The organism is Nonomuraea rhizosphaerae (assembly GCF_019396405.1).
Classification (GTDB): Bacteria; Actinomycetota; Actinomycetes; order Streptosporangiales; family Streptosporangiaceae; genus Nonomuraea; species Nonomuraea rhizosphaerae.
Map to the genome: position 1 here is coordinate 1 of NZ_JAHKRL010000550.1, position 18,316 is coordinate 18,316.

An 18,316-nucleotide genomic window follows, 5' to 3' on the forward strand; every position below is an offset into this window, starting at 1 on the left:
GCGGCGCGGCGGCCCCGCCGTCGAGCTGCTCGACCACGGCGGCCAGCCGCTCGGCCGCCGGTCCGGTGACCGTGCGGGGGCTCTGCGTCTGCAGCACGAACCCGGTGACGTAGTGGGACAACGTGGTGATCGTCCGCAGCGCGAGCACCGGCGTGAACCCGCGGGCCACCATGGCCGCCAGCTCCTCGTTGAACATCCGCAGCGTGGCCGGGCCGAGCTGCCCCGCCGTGGAGACGATCCGGGCGCCGTCGCGGTGGGCGAGCAGCGAGTCGCGGTACGACCGCGCGCGCCTGGCCAGCCACTCCTGCCAGGTCTCGCCCTCCTTCGGCGGCCCCATCCCGGCGGCCAGCACCATCGCCTCGGCCATCCCGTCCAGCAGCTCCTGCTTCGTCCGGATGTGCCAGTAGAGGGCGGGTGAGCGGACGCCGAGCTCGGCGGCGAGCCGGCGCACGGTCAGGCCGTCCAGGCCGACCTCGTCCAGCAGCCGCAGGGCGGTCTCGATCATCGTCTCCCGGGTCACCGGAGCCCGTTTGCTCGCGTCCATCGAACGACACCTTAGCAGCGCTAAGTCATCCGAGCCGGGCCTCGATCGTCGCGGCCCGGCTCCCGCGGACGGTCACGACAGGGCGGGCACCTCCCTCAGCAGCCGCGAGCGCCACGGGCACCACACGTTCCCCGGCAGGAACGAGCCGCCCACCTCCGCGAGATGCGCCTGCACGTACGAGGGCGTCGCGTCGCACACCTCGACGGCGTTGGAGAAGAACACGACCGACGCCGGGTCGAGATGGTAGCTCCAGCCCGGGTTGTAGCGGGCGGGGCTCTTGACGATCGTCCCCTTCACGTGGATGCGGTCCGTCTGGAGGCCCTTGATGATGTTCCTCGCCTCGGTGATCCTGGCCGGGTCGGTGAGCATGAAGATCACCCTGCCGGTGTCGGGCGGCACGTCGAACTGGAAGTAGGCCACGGCGGAGGCGCGCGCCGCGACGGCGGGTTGTGTGACGGCGAGCATCGCGATCGCTGCGCAGATGCCAGCCAGTGCGGTGGTACGTCGTTTGAACACGCCCGCACCTTATGACAATTCATCCGGTGCGGCCGAGGATCTCTCAACCGGGGCACAACCTCCGGCAGCGGTGAACACACGACCGGAAAAAGGCGCCCTCCCGCTGCCTCATCACGTCGGCTGCTCCTCGACCTGGAGCTCCTAAGTAGAAGGATCTCCTTCTCCAGGAAGGAATCTCCCACCCCGAGGTAGAAGATCTCTCCCCCGGTCACGTTCCAGGAGGTGCGAAGCGGTGCCGTACGGCAGCACACCGGAGTTACGTTCCTTACGCACGCCCCCAACGGCTGCGCACGATTGGGGCCGTGCACGCCGCACGGCCGGGCGGTCCATGCCCCCAGGCAGCACGTCCGACCGTGCGGCGCCCACCGTCCCCACCCATGGGCGGTCCTGGTCAGCGGCGCAGGCCGGCCTGCTGGGCCAGGAGTCCCGCCTGGGTGCGGTTGGCGCAGTCCAGCTTGGTCAGCATGCGGGACACGTAACTCCTGACGGTGGCCTCGGAGAGGTGCAGGCGGTCGGCGATCTGCGCGTTCGTGAGCCCTTCGCCGAGACAGGCCAGGAGGTCGGTCTCCCGGCCGGTGAGCCGGCCGACCAGGGCACCGGCCTGCTCCCTGGACTCCCGCTCGTCGGTACGGGCGGCCAGCAGCCGCCCGGTGGCGACCGGCGACAGGACGGTGTGGCCGCCCGCCGCCACGCGTACCAGCCCGATCAGCTCCCTCGGCGGCGTCGACTTGACGAGGTAACCGGCGGCTCCGGCGTTCATGGCGCCCATGACGTGGCGGTCGGCGTCGAAGGTCGTCAACGCGACGACCACCGGCGGATCCGGCAGGGCGCGAATCCGCTCGATCGCGGTCAGTCCGTCCATGACCGGCATGCGCAGGTCCATCAGGACCAGGTCGGGACGGTGCCTGAGGGTCGCCGCGACGCCCTGCTCGCCGTCGTGGGCGGTCTCGACCACCTGGATGTCGCCGGCGGTGCCGAGAATGGTGCGCAGGTGCTCGCACACCATGGGCTCGTCGTCGACCACCACGACCCGGATCACCGGCCCGGACGTCTCCTCATGACTCATCGCGCGAATCCTCCCGAGCGGACGGGCGTCCCGGATCCTCCGGAGCGGGAGGGTCGGCGGGATGCTCCTGAGCGGACAGGTCGGCGGGGAGGTCCGCGTGGACCTCGAAGCCGCCCTCGGAGGTCCGGCCTGCGGTCAGCGTGCCTCCCATCAGCGTGACGCGCCGCCGCAGCCCGCGCAGGCCGCTCCCGGACCCGGCCGCCGCCAGCGTCGCGGGCACCCCGGTGACGGCCTGGCCGGAGGGGGCCGGGTTGCGCACGGTCACCTCCAGGCGGGTCCGGCCGTGCCGCACCCGTACCTCGACCGGAGCCCCCGGCGCGTGCTTGGCGGCGTTGGTGAGCGTCTCCCGGACGATCTGCCGGACGGTCAGCTCGACCAGCGGCGAGGTCACCCCCTGACCCTCCCGTACGAGCGTCGCCGCCACCCCGGCCGCCCGCGAGGCCGCCACCAGCTCCGGAACCTCCGGCACCACGTCGTGCAGGGCCTCCCTGCGGGGCGCGCGCAGGACGCTCACCAGGTCGCGCAGCTCGTCCAGTGCCTGGCAGCCGATGCCGCGCACCTGTTCGGCCGCCTTGCGGGTGGCCTCCTCGGACGCCGTCACCTCCAGCGCCCCGGCCTGCAGCACCATCAGGTTCACCCGGTGGGTGACCAGGTCGTGCATCTCCTCGGCCAGCCGCACCCGCTCCTGCTGCCGCGCCTGCTCGGCGTACAGCAGACGTTCGGCCTCGGCCCGTTCGGCCCGTTCGGTCAGCGCGCGCAGGAGCCGCCGCCGGGCGCCCAGATAGAGCCCGAGCAGCGCCGGGACGGCAGTGTGGAGCACGGCGTTGGCGGCGATGCCCTGGTCAGGGGCCCACGGCCGGGCGGCGACCAGCGTCAGCACGGCCACCAGGGCCCACACCGGCCGCCGCCGGCCGCTCGGGGCGTCCGACAGAGCCATGGCGTGGATCGCGACGGTCATCGCGCTCGGCGTCCACAGCTCGGCGGAGAGCTGCAGCTCGATGAGCGCGTCCGGCGCGGACAGCATCACCAGCCTGCCCGCGATCGCCACCGCCGCCATCACCGCCGCCACGGCGACCGGGGCGCGCCGGCGCAGCACCATGACCGGGCTCGCGGCGATCTGCGGCACCGCCACCGCCCACAGCAGATGAGCGGGCAAGGACGGCCCCCAGGCGCGCACGAGCACGGCCGCCAGCCCGGCGGTCAGCACCGCGCTCGCCACCAGGACGCCGACCACCACCGCGTCGGCCGCCGCCTCCGTCCTGGACGACCGCTGCCTGCCTGTCACGAATGTCACGTTATGGCAGGACGGCCGCTCCGGACACCGACGAATGTTGCGGATCCCGCGCCTGTTCGCCCACGTTGTACGGTGTCGCGGCCCCGTGACCGCTCGGTTGACTGCCGGTACTCGACCGATCGATCACGGGATGAGGCAGCGAACATGAGCTCACGACAACGATGCGCGAGAGCCTTCGCGGCGTTCCTGGCAGCGGCCCTCGCGACGGTGTCCACCGGCGCCGCCACGGCCTGCGCCGCGAGCGGACGAACTCCCGCCGTGGCCACCACCGGCGGCGCTACGGTACGCACCGACGCCGGGTCGATCCGCGGCCGGATCACCGGCGACCAGCGACTGTTTCGCGGAATCCCCTACGCCGCGCCGCCGGTGGGCGCCCTGCGGTGGGCGTCCCCCGAGCCGGTTCACCCCTGGACGGGCACCCGGCAGGCGACCGAGGCGGCGCCGCGATGCGCGCAGAACGCCGAGCAGGGAGCCGCGAGCGACGCCGAGGACTGCCTGTACCTCAACGTCACGACCCCCGCCCGGACGGACGCCCGCCACCCGCTCCCCGTCCTGGTCTGGGTGCACGGCGGAGGGTTCTTCGGAGGCGCCGGCAGCGACTACGACGCCCGCCGCCTGGCCGTGCGGGGCCGGGCGATCGTGGTGACCGTCAACTACCGGCTGGGCGTCTTCGGCTTCTTCGCCCATCCGGCGCTCGGCCGCGACGGCGGCGACTTCGGGCTGGAGGACCAGATGGCGGCGCTGCGCTGGACGCGCCGCAACGCCGCGGCCTTCGGCGGCGACCCGCGCAACGTCACGCTGTCCGGCCAGTCCGCCGGCGCGTTCAGCACCTGCGCCCTGCTCACCGCTCCCGCCGCGAAGGGCCTGTTCGACAAGGCGATCGTGCAGAGCGGCTCCTGCTCCGTCAACTACCCGAAGAACGGCCTGGCCCCCGGCCTGCCGCCCTACACGCCGCTCATGCCGCGCGAGTTCGCGGAGACCTTCGGCAAGCAGTCGGCCGCCGCGCTCGGCTGCGCCACGGCCGCCGACGTCCTGGCCTGCCTGCGGAAGACGCCGGTGAACAAGCTGCTGCCGATGACGCAGCGGTTCGCCTTCCCCGCGTACGGCACCAAGGTGCTGCCGCGCAGGCCGGCCGACGTGCTGAGCGGCGGCGACGCCCGCCCCGTTCCGATGATCGTCGGTCACAACCGGGACGAGATGCGGCTGTACGTGTCCGCCGCCCAGGCTCAGCAGCCCATCGACGCGGCCCGCTACCGCGAACTGCTCCAGGACACCTTCGGCGCGGACGCGACCCGCGCCGAACGCGCCTACCCCGCCTCCGATGCTGTCGCTCCCGCTCTGGCCTGGGCGAACGTCCTCACCGACCGTGGCTGGGCCTGCCCCACCCGGGACGACGAACGAACCCTGGCCCGCCGCGCGCCCGTCTACGCCTACGAGTTCGCCGACCGGGACGCCCCGTCGGTCACGCCGCCCACCGAAGGCTTCCCGATGGGCGCCGCGCACGGCTCCGAACTGCCCTACCTCTGGACGCCCGGCCGCTTCACCGCCGCCCAGCAGAAGCTGTCCGACGACATGATCCGCTACTGGACCGCTTTCGCCCGGACCGGCGACCCCAACCAGAAGGGCCTGCCCGCGTGGCCGCGCTTCGACGGCCGGAACGGCCGCACCCAGTCACTGGCACCCGGCCCGCACGGCATCCGTAGCGTCGACCTGACCTCCGCCCGCCACTGCGACCTGTGGGCCAAGACCTCCTGATCCGACCGGCCCGTCAAGGCGGCCCCAGATGAGCCGTCGAGGCGATCTCCACGACGGACAGATCGTCCAGGGTCGTGATCGCACAAGACGGCACCCCCCGATCCGGCATCCCCGATCACCGCGACCGCCCTGCCACTCGATATCCGGGTAGCCGATCACAACGGCACCAGAGAGGAACCACTACGGTGACCGCCCATGAGAATCGTCATCGTCGGCGGCAGCGGCTTCCTCGGCAGCGAACTCGTCCGCCTGTCCACCGCGGCCGGCCACACGGTGGCCGCCACCTACCTGACCCGGCCAGGCCCGATGACGAACGTCGGCTGGCTGCCCCTCGACGTCCGCGACCGCGCGGCCGTGACCGACCGGATCAGCGCGTTCGGTCCGGACGCGGTGATCAACGCGGCCTACCGCCAGTCGGACTGGACGACAACGGCTGCGGGCGCCGCCCACGTGGCCCTCGCGACCGCCGCGAACGGAGGGCGTTTGGTGCACGTGTCCAGCGACGCCGTCTTCTCCGGCGACGCGCTCACCTATCCCGAGGACGCCGTCCCCGATCCGATCACTCCTTACGGAGCGGCGAAGGCAGCCGCCGAAGTAGCCGTGCGGGCGATCGCCCCGACCGCGGCCATCGTACGGACGTCATTGATCATCGGTGACGGCGGCTCCTCCCACGAGGCCCTCGTGCACTCGCTGGCCACCGACCGCGGAAAGGGCGTGCTGTTCACCGACGAGATCCGCTGCCCCGTGCACGTCAGCGATCTCGCCGCGGCGCTCCTGGAACTCGCGGCCTCCGAGCAGCCGGGGATCCACCACGTCGCCGGGCCGGAGCCGATGAGCCGGTACGAGCTGGGGCGCCTCATCGCGTCGCGCGACGGCCTCGACCCGGCCCGCCTGCCGTCCGGCCGTCGCGCCGGCTCGGGCCTGCGGGGGCCGGTGGACGTGCGCTTGGACTGCGGGAACACCCAGAAGCGTCTGCGGACCAGGCTGCGCGGGGCGCGAGAGTTCGTGAGCCGGCGCGCTGTGCGACTCCACGAGACGGAAGGTCCCTGACGAGAGCCGGGGCCCCGATCTCCGGTGTGCCCTGGACGCGCAGGCTCGGGCCCGTGCAGCGGTAGCGTCAGGCGGCCGGTTTATGATCGTACGCCGGGGGTCGACACGATGTTGCGGGCGTTCTTCAGGACCGAGGCGGGCAGCACCAGCGCACTGCTGGCCGCGACCCTCCTGGCCCTGATCTGGGCCAACTCCCCCTGGCCGGACACGTACGAGTCGTTCTGGCACACCAACATGGGCCTGAGCTTCGGCACCGCCGAGTTCGAGCTGGACCTGCGCCACTGGGTCAACGACGGCCTGATGACCGTTTTCTTCTTCATCATCGGCCTGGAGGTCTCGTACGAGGCCAGGCTCGGCCAGCTCAGGGACAGGCGGCTGATCGCCGTCCCGGCGGTGGCGGCGCTGGGCGGGATGCTGGTGCCGGCGGCCGTCTACCTGGTGTTCAACGCGGGCGGTCCCGGGGCGGGCGGCTGGGGGGTGCCGATCGCGACGGACACTGCGTTCGTGCTCGGCATGCTGGCCATCGTCGGCGCGAGGTGCCCGGAGCCGTTGCGGGTGTTCCTGCTGACGCTGGCCATCGTGGACGACATCCTGGCGATCATCATCATCGCCGTCTTCTACACCGAGCGCCTGGACCTGGTCGCGCTGGTGACGGCCGCGGTGCTGCTGGTGGCGATCGTGACGTTGCGGTGGCTGAGGATCTGGCGGGCGCCCGCGTACATCGTGCTGGGGTTCGCGTTGTGGGTGGCCACGCTGGAGAGCGGCGTGCATCCGACGCTGGTGGGCATCGCGCTGGGGATCCTGGTGTTCGTGTACGCGCCCAGCGACCAGAAGCTGCTGCGGGCCGACGAGGCGGTGCACGAGTTCACCAACGACCCGAACCCGCGCGCGGCCCGGGAGGCGGCGCGCACGCTGCGGATGGCCGTCTCGGTGAACGAGCGGCTGCAGCTGCGCCTGCATCCGTGGAGCAGTTACGTGATCGTGCCGGTGTTCGCGCTGGCCAACGCGGGGGTGCGGCTCGACGGTGAGACGTTGCGGGCGGCGGTGACCTCGCCCGTCGCGATCGGGGTGGCGGCGGGGCTGCTGCTGGGGAAGTTCGCCGGGATCTGGCTGGGCACGTGGCTGCCGCTGCGGTTCGGGTGGGGGATCCTGCCCGGGAACCTGGTGTGGGGGCAGTTGCTGGGCGGGGCGGCGGTGTCGGGCATCGGGTTCACGGTGGCGCTGTTCATCGTGGACCTGGCGTTCGACGACCAGGCGGTGCAGAGCCAGGCGAAGATCGGCATCCTGGCCGGGAGCCTGCTGTCGGCGCTGATGGGCTGGCTGGTGTTCCGGATGGCGTGGGACCGGGGCGGGGTGTGCGCGCCGCCCGACGCCGAGCCGCAGGAGGAGCTGCCCGAGCTGCTGTCGGTCCCGGTCGGGCCGGACGACCACGTACGGGGGCCGGCCAAGGCCGCGGTCACGATCGTCGAGTACGGCGACTTCGAATGCCCCTACTGCGGACGTCTCCACCCGATCCTGGAGGAGCTGCTGCGCAAGCGGAAGGACGTGCGGCTGGTGTTCCGGCACTTCCCGCTGACCACGCTGCATCCGCGAGCGATGCCCGCCGCGCTGGTCTCCGAGGCGGCGGCGGAGGCGGGCAGGTTCTGGGAGATGCACGACCTGCTGTACGAGAACCAGCGTTTCCTGACCGACGAGGACCTGGCGCGTCACGCGGCCGCACTGGATGTGGAGCCGTGGGCCGACGTGCCGAGGCGGCTGGAACGGGTCGCGCGCGACCAGGAGTCGGGACGGGCGAGCGGCGTGCGGGGAACGCCTACGCTGTTCCTCAACGGTGTCCGCTACCACGGGGGCATGGACCTCGGATCGATCACCAGAGCGGTGGAAAGCCTCCGCGAATCCACGTACGGTGATCATCCTAAGAGCACGGAGTGAACCGAGGGAAACATGTTGGCGCAGAACATACCGTTCATCCTGTTCGAAGTGTTGATCATGGTTCTGCTGGTCGCGGGGATCATCCTGACGGCGCGGGCCAAGGCGGAGCACGGCCGGGCGGCCGTGCTGGGCATGTACGGCTGCGTCGTGCTCCTGGTGGGCGAGGTGTACACCCTGGTGCGCGGCCTGTGGCTGCCCCTGTTCCTCCAGAGCTTCGACTACAACGTGATCACCGCACTGCTGCTGGGCCTGGTCGGCTTCGTGTTCACCGCCGGCGGTCTCGGGCTGCTGATCTGGGCGGTGGTCGCCCGCCGTTCGCCGTCGCCGCTCGGCCAGCAGCACGGTCAGCAGCCCGGCTGGCAGCAGCAGGCGCAGGCTCCTCCGAGCTGGCAGCCGCAGTCCCCGCCGCAGCCGCCGCCCGGTCAGCAGCCCGGCTGGCAGAACCCCGACCCGCCCGGCTGGCAGAACCCGCAGCCCTGATCCCCGGCGCCGCCGGACCGGCCGCCTGACGACCCGTTCGACGGCCGGGGATGGGACAATGTTGGTAAAACCCGCTGAAGCGTCGAGGGATCATGAATCCAGAGCAGCCAGCGTCCGACCCGAACCGGACCGTCAGGCACCGCTGGCCCCTGCCCCCACAGCCGCAGCAGCCTCCGGCCCCGCAGCCGCAACCGACGTGGCCGCCGCAGCCGACGTGGCCACCGCCGCAACAGCAACAAGAGCAACAGCCGACCGAGCGCGTGCCGCCGCCCGAGCAGACCTGGCCGCCCCATCAGCAACAGCAGCAGGCCGGTGAGCCGCCGGGCACGCGGCGCCTGCCGTACACCCCCGACATGCTGCCCGACGTCACCCAGTACGAGGCCCCGCCCCCCAAGTCGGGCTGGCGCTGGGCCATCGTGGTCGGCGGCATCGCGATCCTGGTGGCGGCCGCGGCCATAGCCGTCATCCTGTGGGGCAACAGCAACGCCGAGAAGCCCGCTCCCACGCCCACCGCCTCTCAGGGAGCGGCCAAGGGGGCCGCCAAGGTCAACGACGCCAAGGCCGGCCTCTCGTACGCGATCCCGAAGGGCTGGAAGAAGGCCGACCGCCCGGAGTTCACCTCCGGCCTGACCTCGGGCGGCACGGTCGTGTACGCCTTCACCCAGGCCCAGGACGCCGCGGGCGGCACGTCGACGTCCGAGCAGCTCCAGGCCAAGGCGGACGCGGTGGGCCTGGAGACGGCCAGGCGGCTCATGCCCGACCTCGGCAGCCGCGACCAGCTGCGCACCCGCGCCGTGTCGGTCGGCGGGCAGCCGGGGGCGACGGCGTCGTTCCACGTCGTGTTCAAGAGCGCGACCAAAGACCCCGCCTACGTCCGCATCGTGGCCGTCCAGACCGCCGGCGGCGTCTCGTACGTGTACGGCAGCACGACCCCCGACGGCGAGGAGGCCCGGCAGGCGCTCGACAAGGTCCTGGACAGCGTCACGCCCGCGTGAACTCCATGATCCAGTTCGTCTCCCAGGTCTCGCCGTCCCGCGCGTAGGCCTGCTCCCACCGGCACGCGTCCGGCCCGTCCACGGTCCAGAGGAAGCGGCAGGGCACGGTCCCGCCCTCGAAGGGGTCCTCGCCGTGGAACTCGCCCCGCCCGCCGGAGAAGGAGCCCACCATGGGCGGGTCCAGCACTCCCCTGGCGCTGCTGGACCAGTGGATCGTCCACAGCCCGGTGTCCGGGTTGAACAGCCGCAGCGTCAGCCCGGCCCACTGCTTGGTCGGGAAGGTGATCTCGTCGAAGCTGGCACCGCCCGAGAAGTGCGTGCTCGCCCGCGAGAACCCGGGGAACTCCTCCCATTCGGTGCTGCCCGTCAGCGGCTTGACGAGCCTGCGGTTGAGGACGTTCCAGGAGCCGGCGAAAAAGTCGAAGTCGTTCATGCGGCGAAGGTAGACCCGGGTCACTGACAGGTAGTGTCAGTGACGTGCGCGCCTCCCGGCTGGTCTCCTTGCTGCTGCTCCTGCAGACCCGCGGCCGCATGACCGCCCACGAGCTGGCCGAACGCCTTGAGGTGTCCGTACGGACGATCTACCGCGACGTCGAGTCCCTGCACACCGCGGGCATCCCCCTGTACGGCGACGCCGGCCCGAACGGCGGCTACCAGCTCCTCGACGGCTACCGCACCCGGCTGACCGGCCTGACGACCGACGAGGCGGAGTCGCTGTTCCTGGCCGGGCTGCCGGGGCCGGCGGCCGAGCTGGGGCTGGGCGCCGTGGTGACGGCCGCGCAGCTCAAGCTCATGGCGGCGCTGCCGGTCGAGTTACGCGACCGGGCCGGGCGGATCCAGGAGCGCTTCCACCTGGACGCCCCGACCTGGTACCGCGACCCCGAACCGGTGACCCATCTGCCCGCCGTGGCCGCCGCCGTCTGGAACGAGCGGGTCCTTCAGGTCCGCTACCGCCGCTGGAAGGCCCCGCAGGAGGTGGAGCGGCGGCTGGAGCCGTACGGGCTGGTCGTCAAGGCGGGCACCTGGTATCTGGTGGCGCGCTGCGGCGAGCACGTACGCACCTACCGGGTCTCGCAGATCCTCGGCCTGCACCCGCTGGAGGAGCGCTTCACCCGCCCGGACGGCTTCGACCTGGCCGCCTACTGGCAGGAGTACCTGGCCGAGTTCGAGGAGCGGCTGCGCTGGGGCGAGGCGGTGGTCCGGCTGTCGCCGCGCGGCCTGACGCTGCTGGCCAACCTGATGACGCCCGGCGTGGTCGCGGCGGCGAGGCAGAGCGCCCAGCCGCCCGACGACGAGGGCTGGACGCGGGTGACGGTGCCGATCGAGTCGGTCGGGCACGCGCTGGGCGAGTTCCTGCGGCTCGGCGCCGAGGCCGAGGTCCTGGCCCCGGCCGAGCTGCGGGAGCTGATGGCGAGCACCGCGAGGCGGCTGAGCCAGCGCTACGACGGGTGAGCGGCCGCCCAGCAGTGCGTCCACCGTCCCTCGCCCAGCGAGGTCCGCTCCGGCACCCGCTCCGAGCACACCGGCATCACCAGCGGGCAGCGCGGATGGAAGCGGCACCCGCTCGGCGGGTCGATCAGGCTCGGCGGCTCCCCCAGCCGGACGGTCTCGGGCGCGGTCACCCGGTCGGGGTCGGGAGCCGACTCCAGCAGCAGCCGCGTGTACGGGTGGGCCGGCGACTGGGTGAGCGCCTCGGCCTCGCCGCTCTCGATGAGCCGCCCGGCGTACATGACGGTGATGTCCTGGGCGAAGTAGCGGGCGCTGGCGATGTCGTGCGTGATGTACAGCAGCGCCAGCCCGCTCTCGTCGGCCAGCTTCTCCAGCAGCCGCAGCACACCGAGCCGGATCGACACGTCGAGCATGGAGACCGGCTCGTCGGCGATCAGCGCCACGGGCTGGACGGCCAGCGCGCGGGCGATGGCCACCCGCTGCCGCTGGCCGCCGGACAGCTCGTGCGGCATCTTGTCCATGAACTGCTCGACCGGGGTGAGGCTGACCCTTTCCAGCAGTTCGGCCACCTGCTCCTGCTCGTCCGCGTCCGAGCGGACGTGTCCGTGGATGCGCAGCGGCCTGGCCAGGTGGTAGCGGACCCGGTGGAAGGGGTTCAGCGACGCGAACGGGTCCTGGAAGATGAGCTGCACCTGGCGGCGGTAGGCGCGGAAGGCGGCGCCGCGGTGCGCCTTGACCGGCTCGCCGTGCAGCAGCACCTCCCCCGACGTGGCCGGGTACACCTGGGCCAGCAGCCGCGCGACCGTGCTCTTGCCGCAGCCGCTCTCGCCGACCAGCGCGGTGACCGTCCCGGCGCGCAGCCCCAGCGACACGTCGTCCACGGCGCGCACCGGCGGGCGCCTGCCCCACCGGCCGCCGCGGGCGGCGGTGAAGTGCTTGGTGAGGTCACGGCCCTCCAGCACGAAGTCGCTCACCGGAGCACCCCCTTGTCGTCGTTCAGCAGGCAGGCGACCTGCCCCTCCACCCCTGGCAGCAGGGCCGGGCGGCGTGCCGAGCACTCCTCCACGGCGAACCGGCAGCGCGGGTGGAAGGCGCAGCCGGACGGCAGTGACCGCAGGTCGGGCGGGGTGCCGGGGATGCCGAGCAGCTCCTCGCGGGGCCCGTGCAGCCGAGGGAAGGAGCGCAGCAGCCCCAGCGTGTACGGGTGGCTGGGCGACCTGTGCAGCGCCTTGGCCGAGCCCGTCTCCACCACCCGCCCGGCGTACATGATGGCGATCCGGTCGGAGATCTCCATCAGCAGCGACAGGTCGTGGGTGATGAACACGACCGCGAAGCCGTACTCCTGCCGCAACGCCTTGATCTCGTGCAGGATCTCCCGCTGGACGACCACGTCGAGCGCGGTGGTCGGCTCGTCCATGATGATGATCTCGGGGTTGAGCGCCAGCGCGATGGCGATGGCGGCGCGCTGGCGCATGCCCCCGGACAGCTCGTGCGGGTAGCCGCGCCGCCGGTCGGCGCTGATGCCGACGCGCTGGAGCAGCTCGACCGTGCGCTCGGTGCGCTCCTTGCGCGGCATGTCCGGCGCGTGGACGCGCAGCACGTCGTCGATCTGAGCGCCGACCGTGCTGACCGGGTTGAGCGCGTTCATGGCGCTCTGGAAGACGACGGCCAGTTCCTTCCAGCGGAAGGCGCGCAGCTCCTTCCTCCCGAGCTTGAGCACGTCGACCGGCCCGCCGTCCCTGCGGTGGTGGACGACCGAGCCGCCGGTGATCGCGGCGGGCGGGCGCAGCAGCCTGGCGACGGCGTTGGCCAGCGTCGACTTGCCGCTGCCGCTCTCGCCCGCGAGGCCGAGGATCTCGCCTCTGCGCAGGTCGAGCGAGACATCGGCGACCGCGTGCACGGCCCCGCTGCCGGACAGGTAGTCGACGCTGAGGTCGCGGATCTCCAGAACGTTCATGCGCGGGCCTTCCGAACCTTGATCGTCCGCAGCCTGGGGTTGGCGATCTCGTCGATGCCGAAGTTGACCAGCGCGAGGCCGGTGCCGATCAGCGCGATGCACAGGCCCGGCGGGATGAACCACCACCACGCCCCGATGAGCAGCGCCTGCCCGTTCTGGGCGAAGTACAGCATGCTGCCCCAGCTCACCGTGGACAGGTCGGCCAGGCCGAGGAAGGACAGCCCGGCCTCGGCCAGGATCGCGCCGACGACGGTGGCCAGGAAGCTGGTGGCGATCACCGGCAGCAGCACGGGCAGGATCTCGAAGAAGATGATCCGCAGCGGCCGCTCGCCGCTGGCCCTGGCCGCCTCGACGAAGTCGCGCCGCCGCACCGACAGCGTCTGGGCGCGCAGCACGCGGGCGCCCCACGCCCAGCCGGTGACGGCGATCACGACGGCGACGGAGGCGACGCCGCGCTGCGGCAGGTAGCCGGCCAGCACGATGATCAGCGGCAGCGAGGGCAGCACCAGGAAGATGTTCGTCAGCACCGAGAACGTCTCGTCGATCGCGCCGCCGAAGTAGCCGCCGACCAGGCCGACCGCCACGGCCAGCAGGGTCGCGATCACCGCCGACAGCACGCCGACGCCCATCGAGACGCGGGCCCCGTACACGATCTGGACGAGGATGTCCTGGCCGGTCTGCGTGGTGCCGAGCCAGTGCGCCGAAGACGGCCCTTGCAGCCCGTCGTTGCTGGTGGCGGCCGGGTCGGCGCCGATGAGCAGCGGCCCGGCGATCGCCATGAGCGTGAAGAAGGCGAGGATGGCCACGCCGGCCTTGATCTTCATTGCTTGGTCCGTGGGTCGAGGATCAGGTACGCGAGGTCGGCCAGGAAGTTGGCGACGAGCACGGCGAGCGAGATGACCAGGAAGATGCCCTGCATGAGCGGGAAGTCCTCGTTCTCCACGCCTTTGAGGAGCATCGACCCGATTCCCGGATAGGAGAAGACGATCTCGGTCAGCACCGAGCCGCCGACCACGAAGCCGAGCGAGAGGGCGAAGCTGGTGATGTTCGGCAGGATCGCGTTGCGGGCCGCGTACGCCCACATGACGCGCCTGCTGGTCAGCCCCTTGGCCTCGGCCATCACGACGTAGTCCTCGCCGAGCGTGGTCACCATGACGTTGCGCATGCCGAGGATGCGGTCGGCCATCGAGGCCACCACGATCGTGACGCCGGGCAGCACCGCGTGGTAGAGCACGCTCCCGGCGAACTCGCCGGTGAGGCCGGCAGTGACGTCCAGCCCGTACGCGCGCGAGACCGGGAACCACTGCAGCGTCACCCCGAACACGAACACCAGGGCCAGCGCGACCCAGAAGTACGGCACCGCGTGCATGAACGTGGCGGCCGGCAGCACCCCGTCCAGCCAGGTGCCGCGCTTCCAGGCCATCAGCACGCCGAGCGAGGTGCCGATCAGGTAGCTGATCACCGTGGCGACGCCGACGAGCCCGACCGTCCACGGCAGGCTGCCGGCGATCACCGACGACACCTCGGTGGGGAAGAACGTGATCGAGCGGCCCAGCTCCCCATGAGCGAGATTGCCCAGATAGTCCAGGTACTGCTGCCACAGCCCGGCGTCGCTGAGCCCGAAGGCCCGCCGCATCGCCTCGATGGCGGCGGGGTCCACGTTGTCCTTCATCCGGGCCACCAGCAGCTCGACCGGGTCCCCCGGCATGAGCCGGGGGATCAGGAAGTTGAGCGTGACGGCGGCCCAGGCCGTGAGCAGGTAGAACCCGAGCCGCCTGGCCAGGAACCTCACTTCGACGCCGGTTTGAGGTGCAGCAGGACCACGGCCGCGTCCGGCGAGGTGTACGGCGAGGGCATCGCGTACGGGTCCTGCTCGGACGGCCAGCCGACGTACTTGCTGGTCCGGAACTGCGCCCAGGACGGGCTGTAGAACAGCGGCACGGCCGGCAGCTTCTCCACCATGATCTTGCCGAGCCCCTGGGTGGCCCGCTCCTGCTCGGCCTGGTCCTCGGTGGCGGCGTACTCGTCGATCAGCTTGTCGGTCGCCGGGTCCTTCCAGCGCTCGTAGTTGCCGGTCGCGGCCTTGCCGACGGGCTGGGCGAGGCCGCCGTACAGCAGCGAGCGGAGCTGGAAGTACGGCGTCGGCCCGGAGGCGGCGGCCCTGATCGTGAGGTCGTAGTCGCCCTTGCCGACCTTGGACACCCAGTCGGCGAACGCGACGCCCCGCGTGTCCACCTTGATCCCGACCTTGGCGAGATCCTCCCGGATGAGCTGGGCGGCGTTCACCCAGTCGGTGAACGGCGAGGGCACCAGCAGCGTGAAGCTCAGCTTGGCCGGGTCGATGCCCTTGAGCAGTTCCTTCGCCTTCTCGACGTCCACCTTGAAGGCCGCGTCCTTGTACTCCGGCGGCAGGTACGCCTCACCGCCGGGCATCGGCACGCCGGTCGGGTGCGCGACCTTGGTGTAGCCGCGCTCGGCCACCCGTACGATCTTGTCCCGGTCGACGGCCAGGCTGATGGCCTGCCGCACCTCGGGCTTGGCCAGGGTCTCGTCGGCCTGGTTCGGCAGCAGGTTGACCAGGCCCTCGGGCGGGAAGTAGAAGCGGTTCACGTCGGGCTTGCCCTGGACGTAGATCTTCTCCATGTCGGGCACGAAAGCGCCCGCCCAGTCCAGTTCGCCCTGCTGCAGCGCCGTCTGCACGGCGTTGGCGGTGTAGGCCGGGAACTTCACCGACGGCACCTCGGGCTTGCCCGGCTGCCAGTATCCCGGGTTCTTCTCCATCTCGTAGATCTGCGCGCTGAACGTCGACAGCTTGAACGGGCCCGTGCCGACCGGCTTGGGGTTGGTGAAGGTGACCGGGTCCTTCTCCTTCTCCCACAGGTGCTTGGCCACGATCGGGGTGTTGCCGGCGATGTTGTACAGCTTGGCGTAGGAGGTGCTCTTCAGCATGACCTGCACCTTGTCGGGCGCCAGGACCTTGGTGCCGGCGATCTCCAGCGCGTTCTTGTTGAGCTGGGCGTTCTTGGAGATCAGGTCGAAGGAGAACGCCACGTCGTCGGCGGTGAACGGCTGCCCGTCCGTCCACTTCACGCCCTGCCTGAGGGTGAACGTCAGGGTCTTGCCCTCGTCGGACCATTCGTGCTTGAGCGCCAGCCACGGGGTGATCTCTCCGGGCTTGAGCTTGTTGAAGAACTCAAGCGTCTCGTAGATCATCCCGACCGTGCCGAAGTTCACGTTCTCCAGGTGGTACGGGTTGAAGTCCTCCTGGAACGTTCCCGCGTCCACGGCGTGGACGACCAGCGGCGCCGCGCCGGTGGAGGCGCCCTTGCCGCCCGTGGAGCTCGAACATCCCGCCACCGCGACGACCAACGCCGCGACGGCTGCCAGGCTTCGTTTCATTGGGGTGCTGCCTTTCCGAAATAGCTCACCCGGAGATCACGGGAGCCCTTCGGGGCGGCGAACGCCTGGGCCCGGCGCATTCCGGCGGGTGCCCCGCGCACGATCGTCAGCGCGCGGTAGTAGTCCACGTACGGGAATCCGTACGTCTCTCCTCGGGCGTACGCGTAACCCGTGATCGCCTTCGACCAGACCTCGTAGGCCTCGTCCGACAGGTCGACGAACACGTCCGGCGTGTAGCCGTCGGCGTCCTCCCAGTTGTCCGCGTAGTAGAGCTCGCTCGCCCAGTACGCGGGCAGCTCGCGCTCGAGCGTCTTCAGGCCGCCGTAGAAACGGGCGTCCTGCACGATCCGGTGGGTGCGGGCGTGGTCCTTGTGGATGGACTCGCTCCAGTGGGTGAGCAGCACGTCCGGCCGCAGCTCCCTGATCAGGTCGCCGACCCGCATCTTGACGTCCTCGTCCTCGGGCAGCAGGCCGTCCTCGTAGTCGAGGAAGCGGACGCCGGCGCCGATCGCCGCGGCGAACGTCTCGGCCTCCGCGCGCTTCTGCTTCGCGTACTCGGGGACGGGCAGGCGCGGGTGGCCGCGCTCGCCGAGCGTCAGGTGCAGCAGCGTCGCGCGGTCGCCGCGCAGGACGTGCTGGGCGAGCACCGCGCCGGCGGTCAGGTCGAGGTCGCCGGCGTGGGCGCCGATCGCGAGTACGTGCGTCATGCCTCAAGCCTCATCACGTGGAACCGCCTGGTGATCTCGTAGCCGGCCCTGGTGTACAGGTGTCCGGCCGGGCTGGCCTCGCCCGTCCACAAGAACCAGGACGAATGCAGTCCTTCGGCGCGCATCATGGTCATGGTGAGATGCAGCAGGATCTTCCCCAGGCCGGTGCCGCGCTCGCCCTCGTCCACCCCGAACGGGCCGAACCGCTCGGGAATCCCCCGGTAGGCGGCGTAGAGCGCGAACCCGACGATGCGCCCATGGGCGCCCGCGCCTCCGCTCCCCCACTCAGTCCCGCGCTCGCTCTCCCCCTCGCCCTCGCCCTCGCCCTCGCTTTCGCTCTCGCTCTCGCTCTCGCTCTCGCGCTTCGCGATGATCATGCGCTTGGTGTCGCGGTGCTGCCTGATCGCCTCGCCCCAGTCGGGGTTGAAGGCGTCGGCCGCGAAGCGGATCAGCTCCGGCAGCTCCCCCTCGGTCGGGGGGCGGAACTCGTAGCCCTCGCTCACCCGCTTGGCCCGCAGGTCGTGCACCTCGCCGGGCGTCACGTACCCGACCAGCGTCCGGTCCATCGCGACCGGCGAGTACAGCGTCCGGAACCCCAGCCCGGTCAGCAGCCGGAACCCGTCCGGGTACAGCTCGGCGTCGGCCCCCGGCAGCACGTAGTTGGGGGTGTAGGAGGCGAAGTCGATCCTGGTCCTGCCGTGCCCCTTCAGGAAGGCGACGGCCTCGCCGAGCAGCCTGCGTCCCAGGCCGGAGCCGCGGTGCTCGGGGGTGACGAAGAAGAACGGGATCCAGCCGGTGTCCGGCTCCAGGTCGGTCCCGGGCGCGAGCGGCGTCCGCCTGCGCACCGCGTACGCGCAGCCCGCCACCTGACCGTCGGCCACGGCGACGCGCAGGCCCTCCGGATCGAAGTTCGGATCGAGCAGTACGCAGTCGCGTAACCAGCCGGCGGTCGTCGGATCGGCCGGCATGCTCCGGTTCCAGGCGTCGGTCAGCAGGAGCTCGTCCCCCGACGTGAACGCACGGACAGTGACCATGGTGGTCCTTTCACCCTGGGCTCTCCCGTAACACCCTTCCGAGTGACAACCGCCACGGTCAAGACGAATCGGGAAGAAAGTTTCATCGATGCGATAACAGACGAAGCTTTATTTCGCCAGGCGAAACCGGACACCCTG

Annotated in this window: 18 protein-coding genes; 6 read left to right on the top strand and 12 right to left on the bottom strand. The window is 71.3% G+C overall.

The window, feature by feature from the left end; translation table 11 throughout:
* From KME77_RS28515 to KME77_RS29660, 4 genes are all read right to left on the bottom strand, one after another.
* A partial coding sequence (locus KME77_RS28515; protein WP_219472180.1) for a TetR/AcrR family transcriptional regulator C-terminal domain-containing protein occupies positions 1-544 on the bottom strand: 544 nt, incomplete at its 3' end.
* Between the two features lie 72 nt (positions 545-616).
* Entirely contained in the window at positions 617-1,060 is a 444-nt protein-coding gene (locus KME77_RS28520) for a BP74-related protein (protein ID WP_308250951.1), read from the bottom strand.
* Between the two features lie 391 nt (positions 1,061-1,451).
* Positions 1,452-2,126 (bottom strand): response regulator, encoded by a 675-nt coding sequence (locus tag KME77_RS28525; RefSeq protein WP_219472182.1) that lies wholly within the window; start codon positions 2,124-2,126, stop codon positions 1,452-1,454.
* Positions 2,116-3,411, bottom strand: a complete 1,296-nt coding sequence (locus KME77_RS29660; protein WP_219472184.1) for a sensor histidine kinase — start codon at positions 3,409-3,411, stop codon at positions 2,116-2,118. The genes KME77_RS28525 and KME77_RS29660 overlap by 11 nt, the downstream gene beginning before the upstream one ends.
* A gap of 153 nt (positions 3,412-3,564) precedes the next feature.
* Here KME77_RS29660 and KME77_RS28535 point away from each other — a divergent pair, with 153 nt between their 5' ends.
* The 5 genes from KME77_RS28535 (at position 3,565) to KME77_RS28555 (ending at position 9,632) form a co-directional block, all read left to right on the top strand.
* Positions 3,565-5,175: a carboxylesterase/lipase family protein gene (locus KME77_RS28535; RefSeq protein WP_219472185.1), complete on the top strand. Its 1,611-nt coding sequence runs from the start codon at positions 3,565-3,567 to the stop codon at positions 5,173-5,175.
* 195 nt (positions 5,176-5,370) lie between these two features.
* A complete protein-coding gene (locus KME77_RS28540) occupies positions 5,371-6,225 on the top strand; it encodes an SDR family oxidoreductase (protein WP_219472187.1) in 855 nt (284 codons plus the stop codon).
* 108 nt (positions 6,226-6,333) lie between these two features.
* Positions 6,334-8,157: a Na+/H+ antiporter NhaA gene (gene nhaA, locus KME77_RS28545; protein WP_219472189.1), complete on the top strand. Its 1,824-nt coding sequence runs from the start codon at positions 6,334-6,336 to the stop codon at positions 8,155-8,157.
* Between the two features lie 48 nt (positions 8,158-8,205).
* Positions 8,206-8,637, top strand: a complete 432-nt coding sequence (locus KME77_RS28550; protein WP_219472191.1) for a hypothetical protein — start codon at positions 8,206-8,208, stop codon at positions 8,635-8,637.
* Between the two features lie 260 nt (positions 8,638-8,897).
* Positions 8,898-9,632: a hypothetical protein gene (locus KME77_RS28555; protein ID WP_219472193.1), complete on the top strand. Its 735-nt coding sequence runs from the start codon at positions 8,898-8,900 to the stop codon at positions 9,630-9,632.
* Here KME77_RS28555 and KME77_RS28560 read toward each other — a convergent pair.
* Entirely contained in the window at positions 9,619-10,065 is a 447-nt protein-coding gene (locus KME77_RS28560; RefSeq protein WP_219472195.1) for a hypothetical protein, read from the bottom strand. The genes KME77_RS28555 and KME77_RS28560 overlap by 14 nt on opposite strands.
* 44 nt (positions 10,066-10,109) lie before the next feature.
* Between KME77_RS28560 and KME77_RS28565 the strand changes: the two genes are divergently transcribed.
* Positions 10,110-11,084: a helix-turn-helix transcriptional regulator gene (locus KME77_RS28565; RefSeq protein WP_219472197.1), complete on the top strand. Its 975-nt coding sequence runs from the start codon at positions 10,110-10,112 to the stop codon at positions 11,082-11,084.
* Here KME77_RS28565 and KME77_RS28570 read toward each other — a convergent pair.
* The 7 genes from KME77_RS28570 to KME77_RS28600 are packed head-to-tail and all read right to left on the bottom strand — an operon-like array spanning position 11,072 to position 18,178.
* On the bottom strand, positions 11,072-12,055 hold the full coding sequence (locus tag KME77_RS28570; RefSeq protein ID WP_219472200.1) for an ABC transporter ATP-binding protein: 984 nt from the start codon (positions 12,053-12,055) through the stop codon (positions 11,072-11,074). The genes KME77_RS28565 and KME77_RS28570 overlap by 13 nt on opposite strands.
* A complete protein-coding gene (locus KME77_RS28575) occupies positions 12,052-13,038 on the bottom strand; it encodes an ABC transporter ATP-binding protein (RefSeq protein WP_219472202.1) in 987 nt (328 codons plus the stop codon). Before KME77_RS28575 ends, KME77_RS28570 begins: the two co-directional genes overlap by 4 nt.
* Positions 13,035-13,862: an ABC transporter permease gene (locus KME77_RS28580; protein WP_219472205.1), complete on the bottom strand. Its 828-nt coding sequence runs from the start codon at positions 13,860-13,862 to the stop codon at positions 13,035-13,037. The genes KME77_RS28575 and KME77_RS28580 overlap by 4 nt, the downstream gene beginning before the upstream one ends.
* Complete coding sequence (locus KME77_RS28585) at positions 13,859-14,830, bottom strand: ABC transporter permease (protein WP_308250952.1); 972 nt, start codon at positions 14,828-14,830, stop codon at positions 13,859-13,861. The genes KME77_RS28580 and KME77_RS28585 overlap by 4 nt, the downstream gene beginning before the upstream one ends.
* On the bottom strand, positions 14,827-16,437 hold the full coding sequence (locus KME77_RS28590; protein ID WP_219472207.1) for an ABC transporter substrate-binding protein: 1,611 nt from the start codon (positions 16,435-16,437) through the stop codon (positions 14,827-14,829). Before KME77_RS28590 ends, KME77_RS28585 begins: the two co-directional genes overlap by 4 nt.
* Complete coding sequence (locus tag KME77_RS28595) at positions 16,434-17,144, bottom strand: PIG-L deacetylase family protein (RefSeq protein ID WP_219472210.1); 711 nt, start codon at positions 17,142-17,144, stop codon at positions 16,434-16,436. Before KME77_RS28595 ends, KME77_RS28590 begins: the two co-directional genes overlap by 4 nt.
* Positions 17,141-18,178 carry a GNAT family N-acetyltransferase gene (locus KME77_RS28600; protein ID WP_219472213.1) on the bottom strand — a complete coding sequence of 346 codons (1,038 nt, stop codon included), beginning with the start codon at positions 18,176-18,178 and terminating at the stop codon, positions 17,141-17,143. The genes KME77_RS28595 and KME77_RS28600 overlap by 4 nt, the downstream gene beginning before the upstream one ends.
* Between the last annotated feature and the right edge of the window lie 138 nt (positions 18,179-18,316).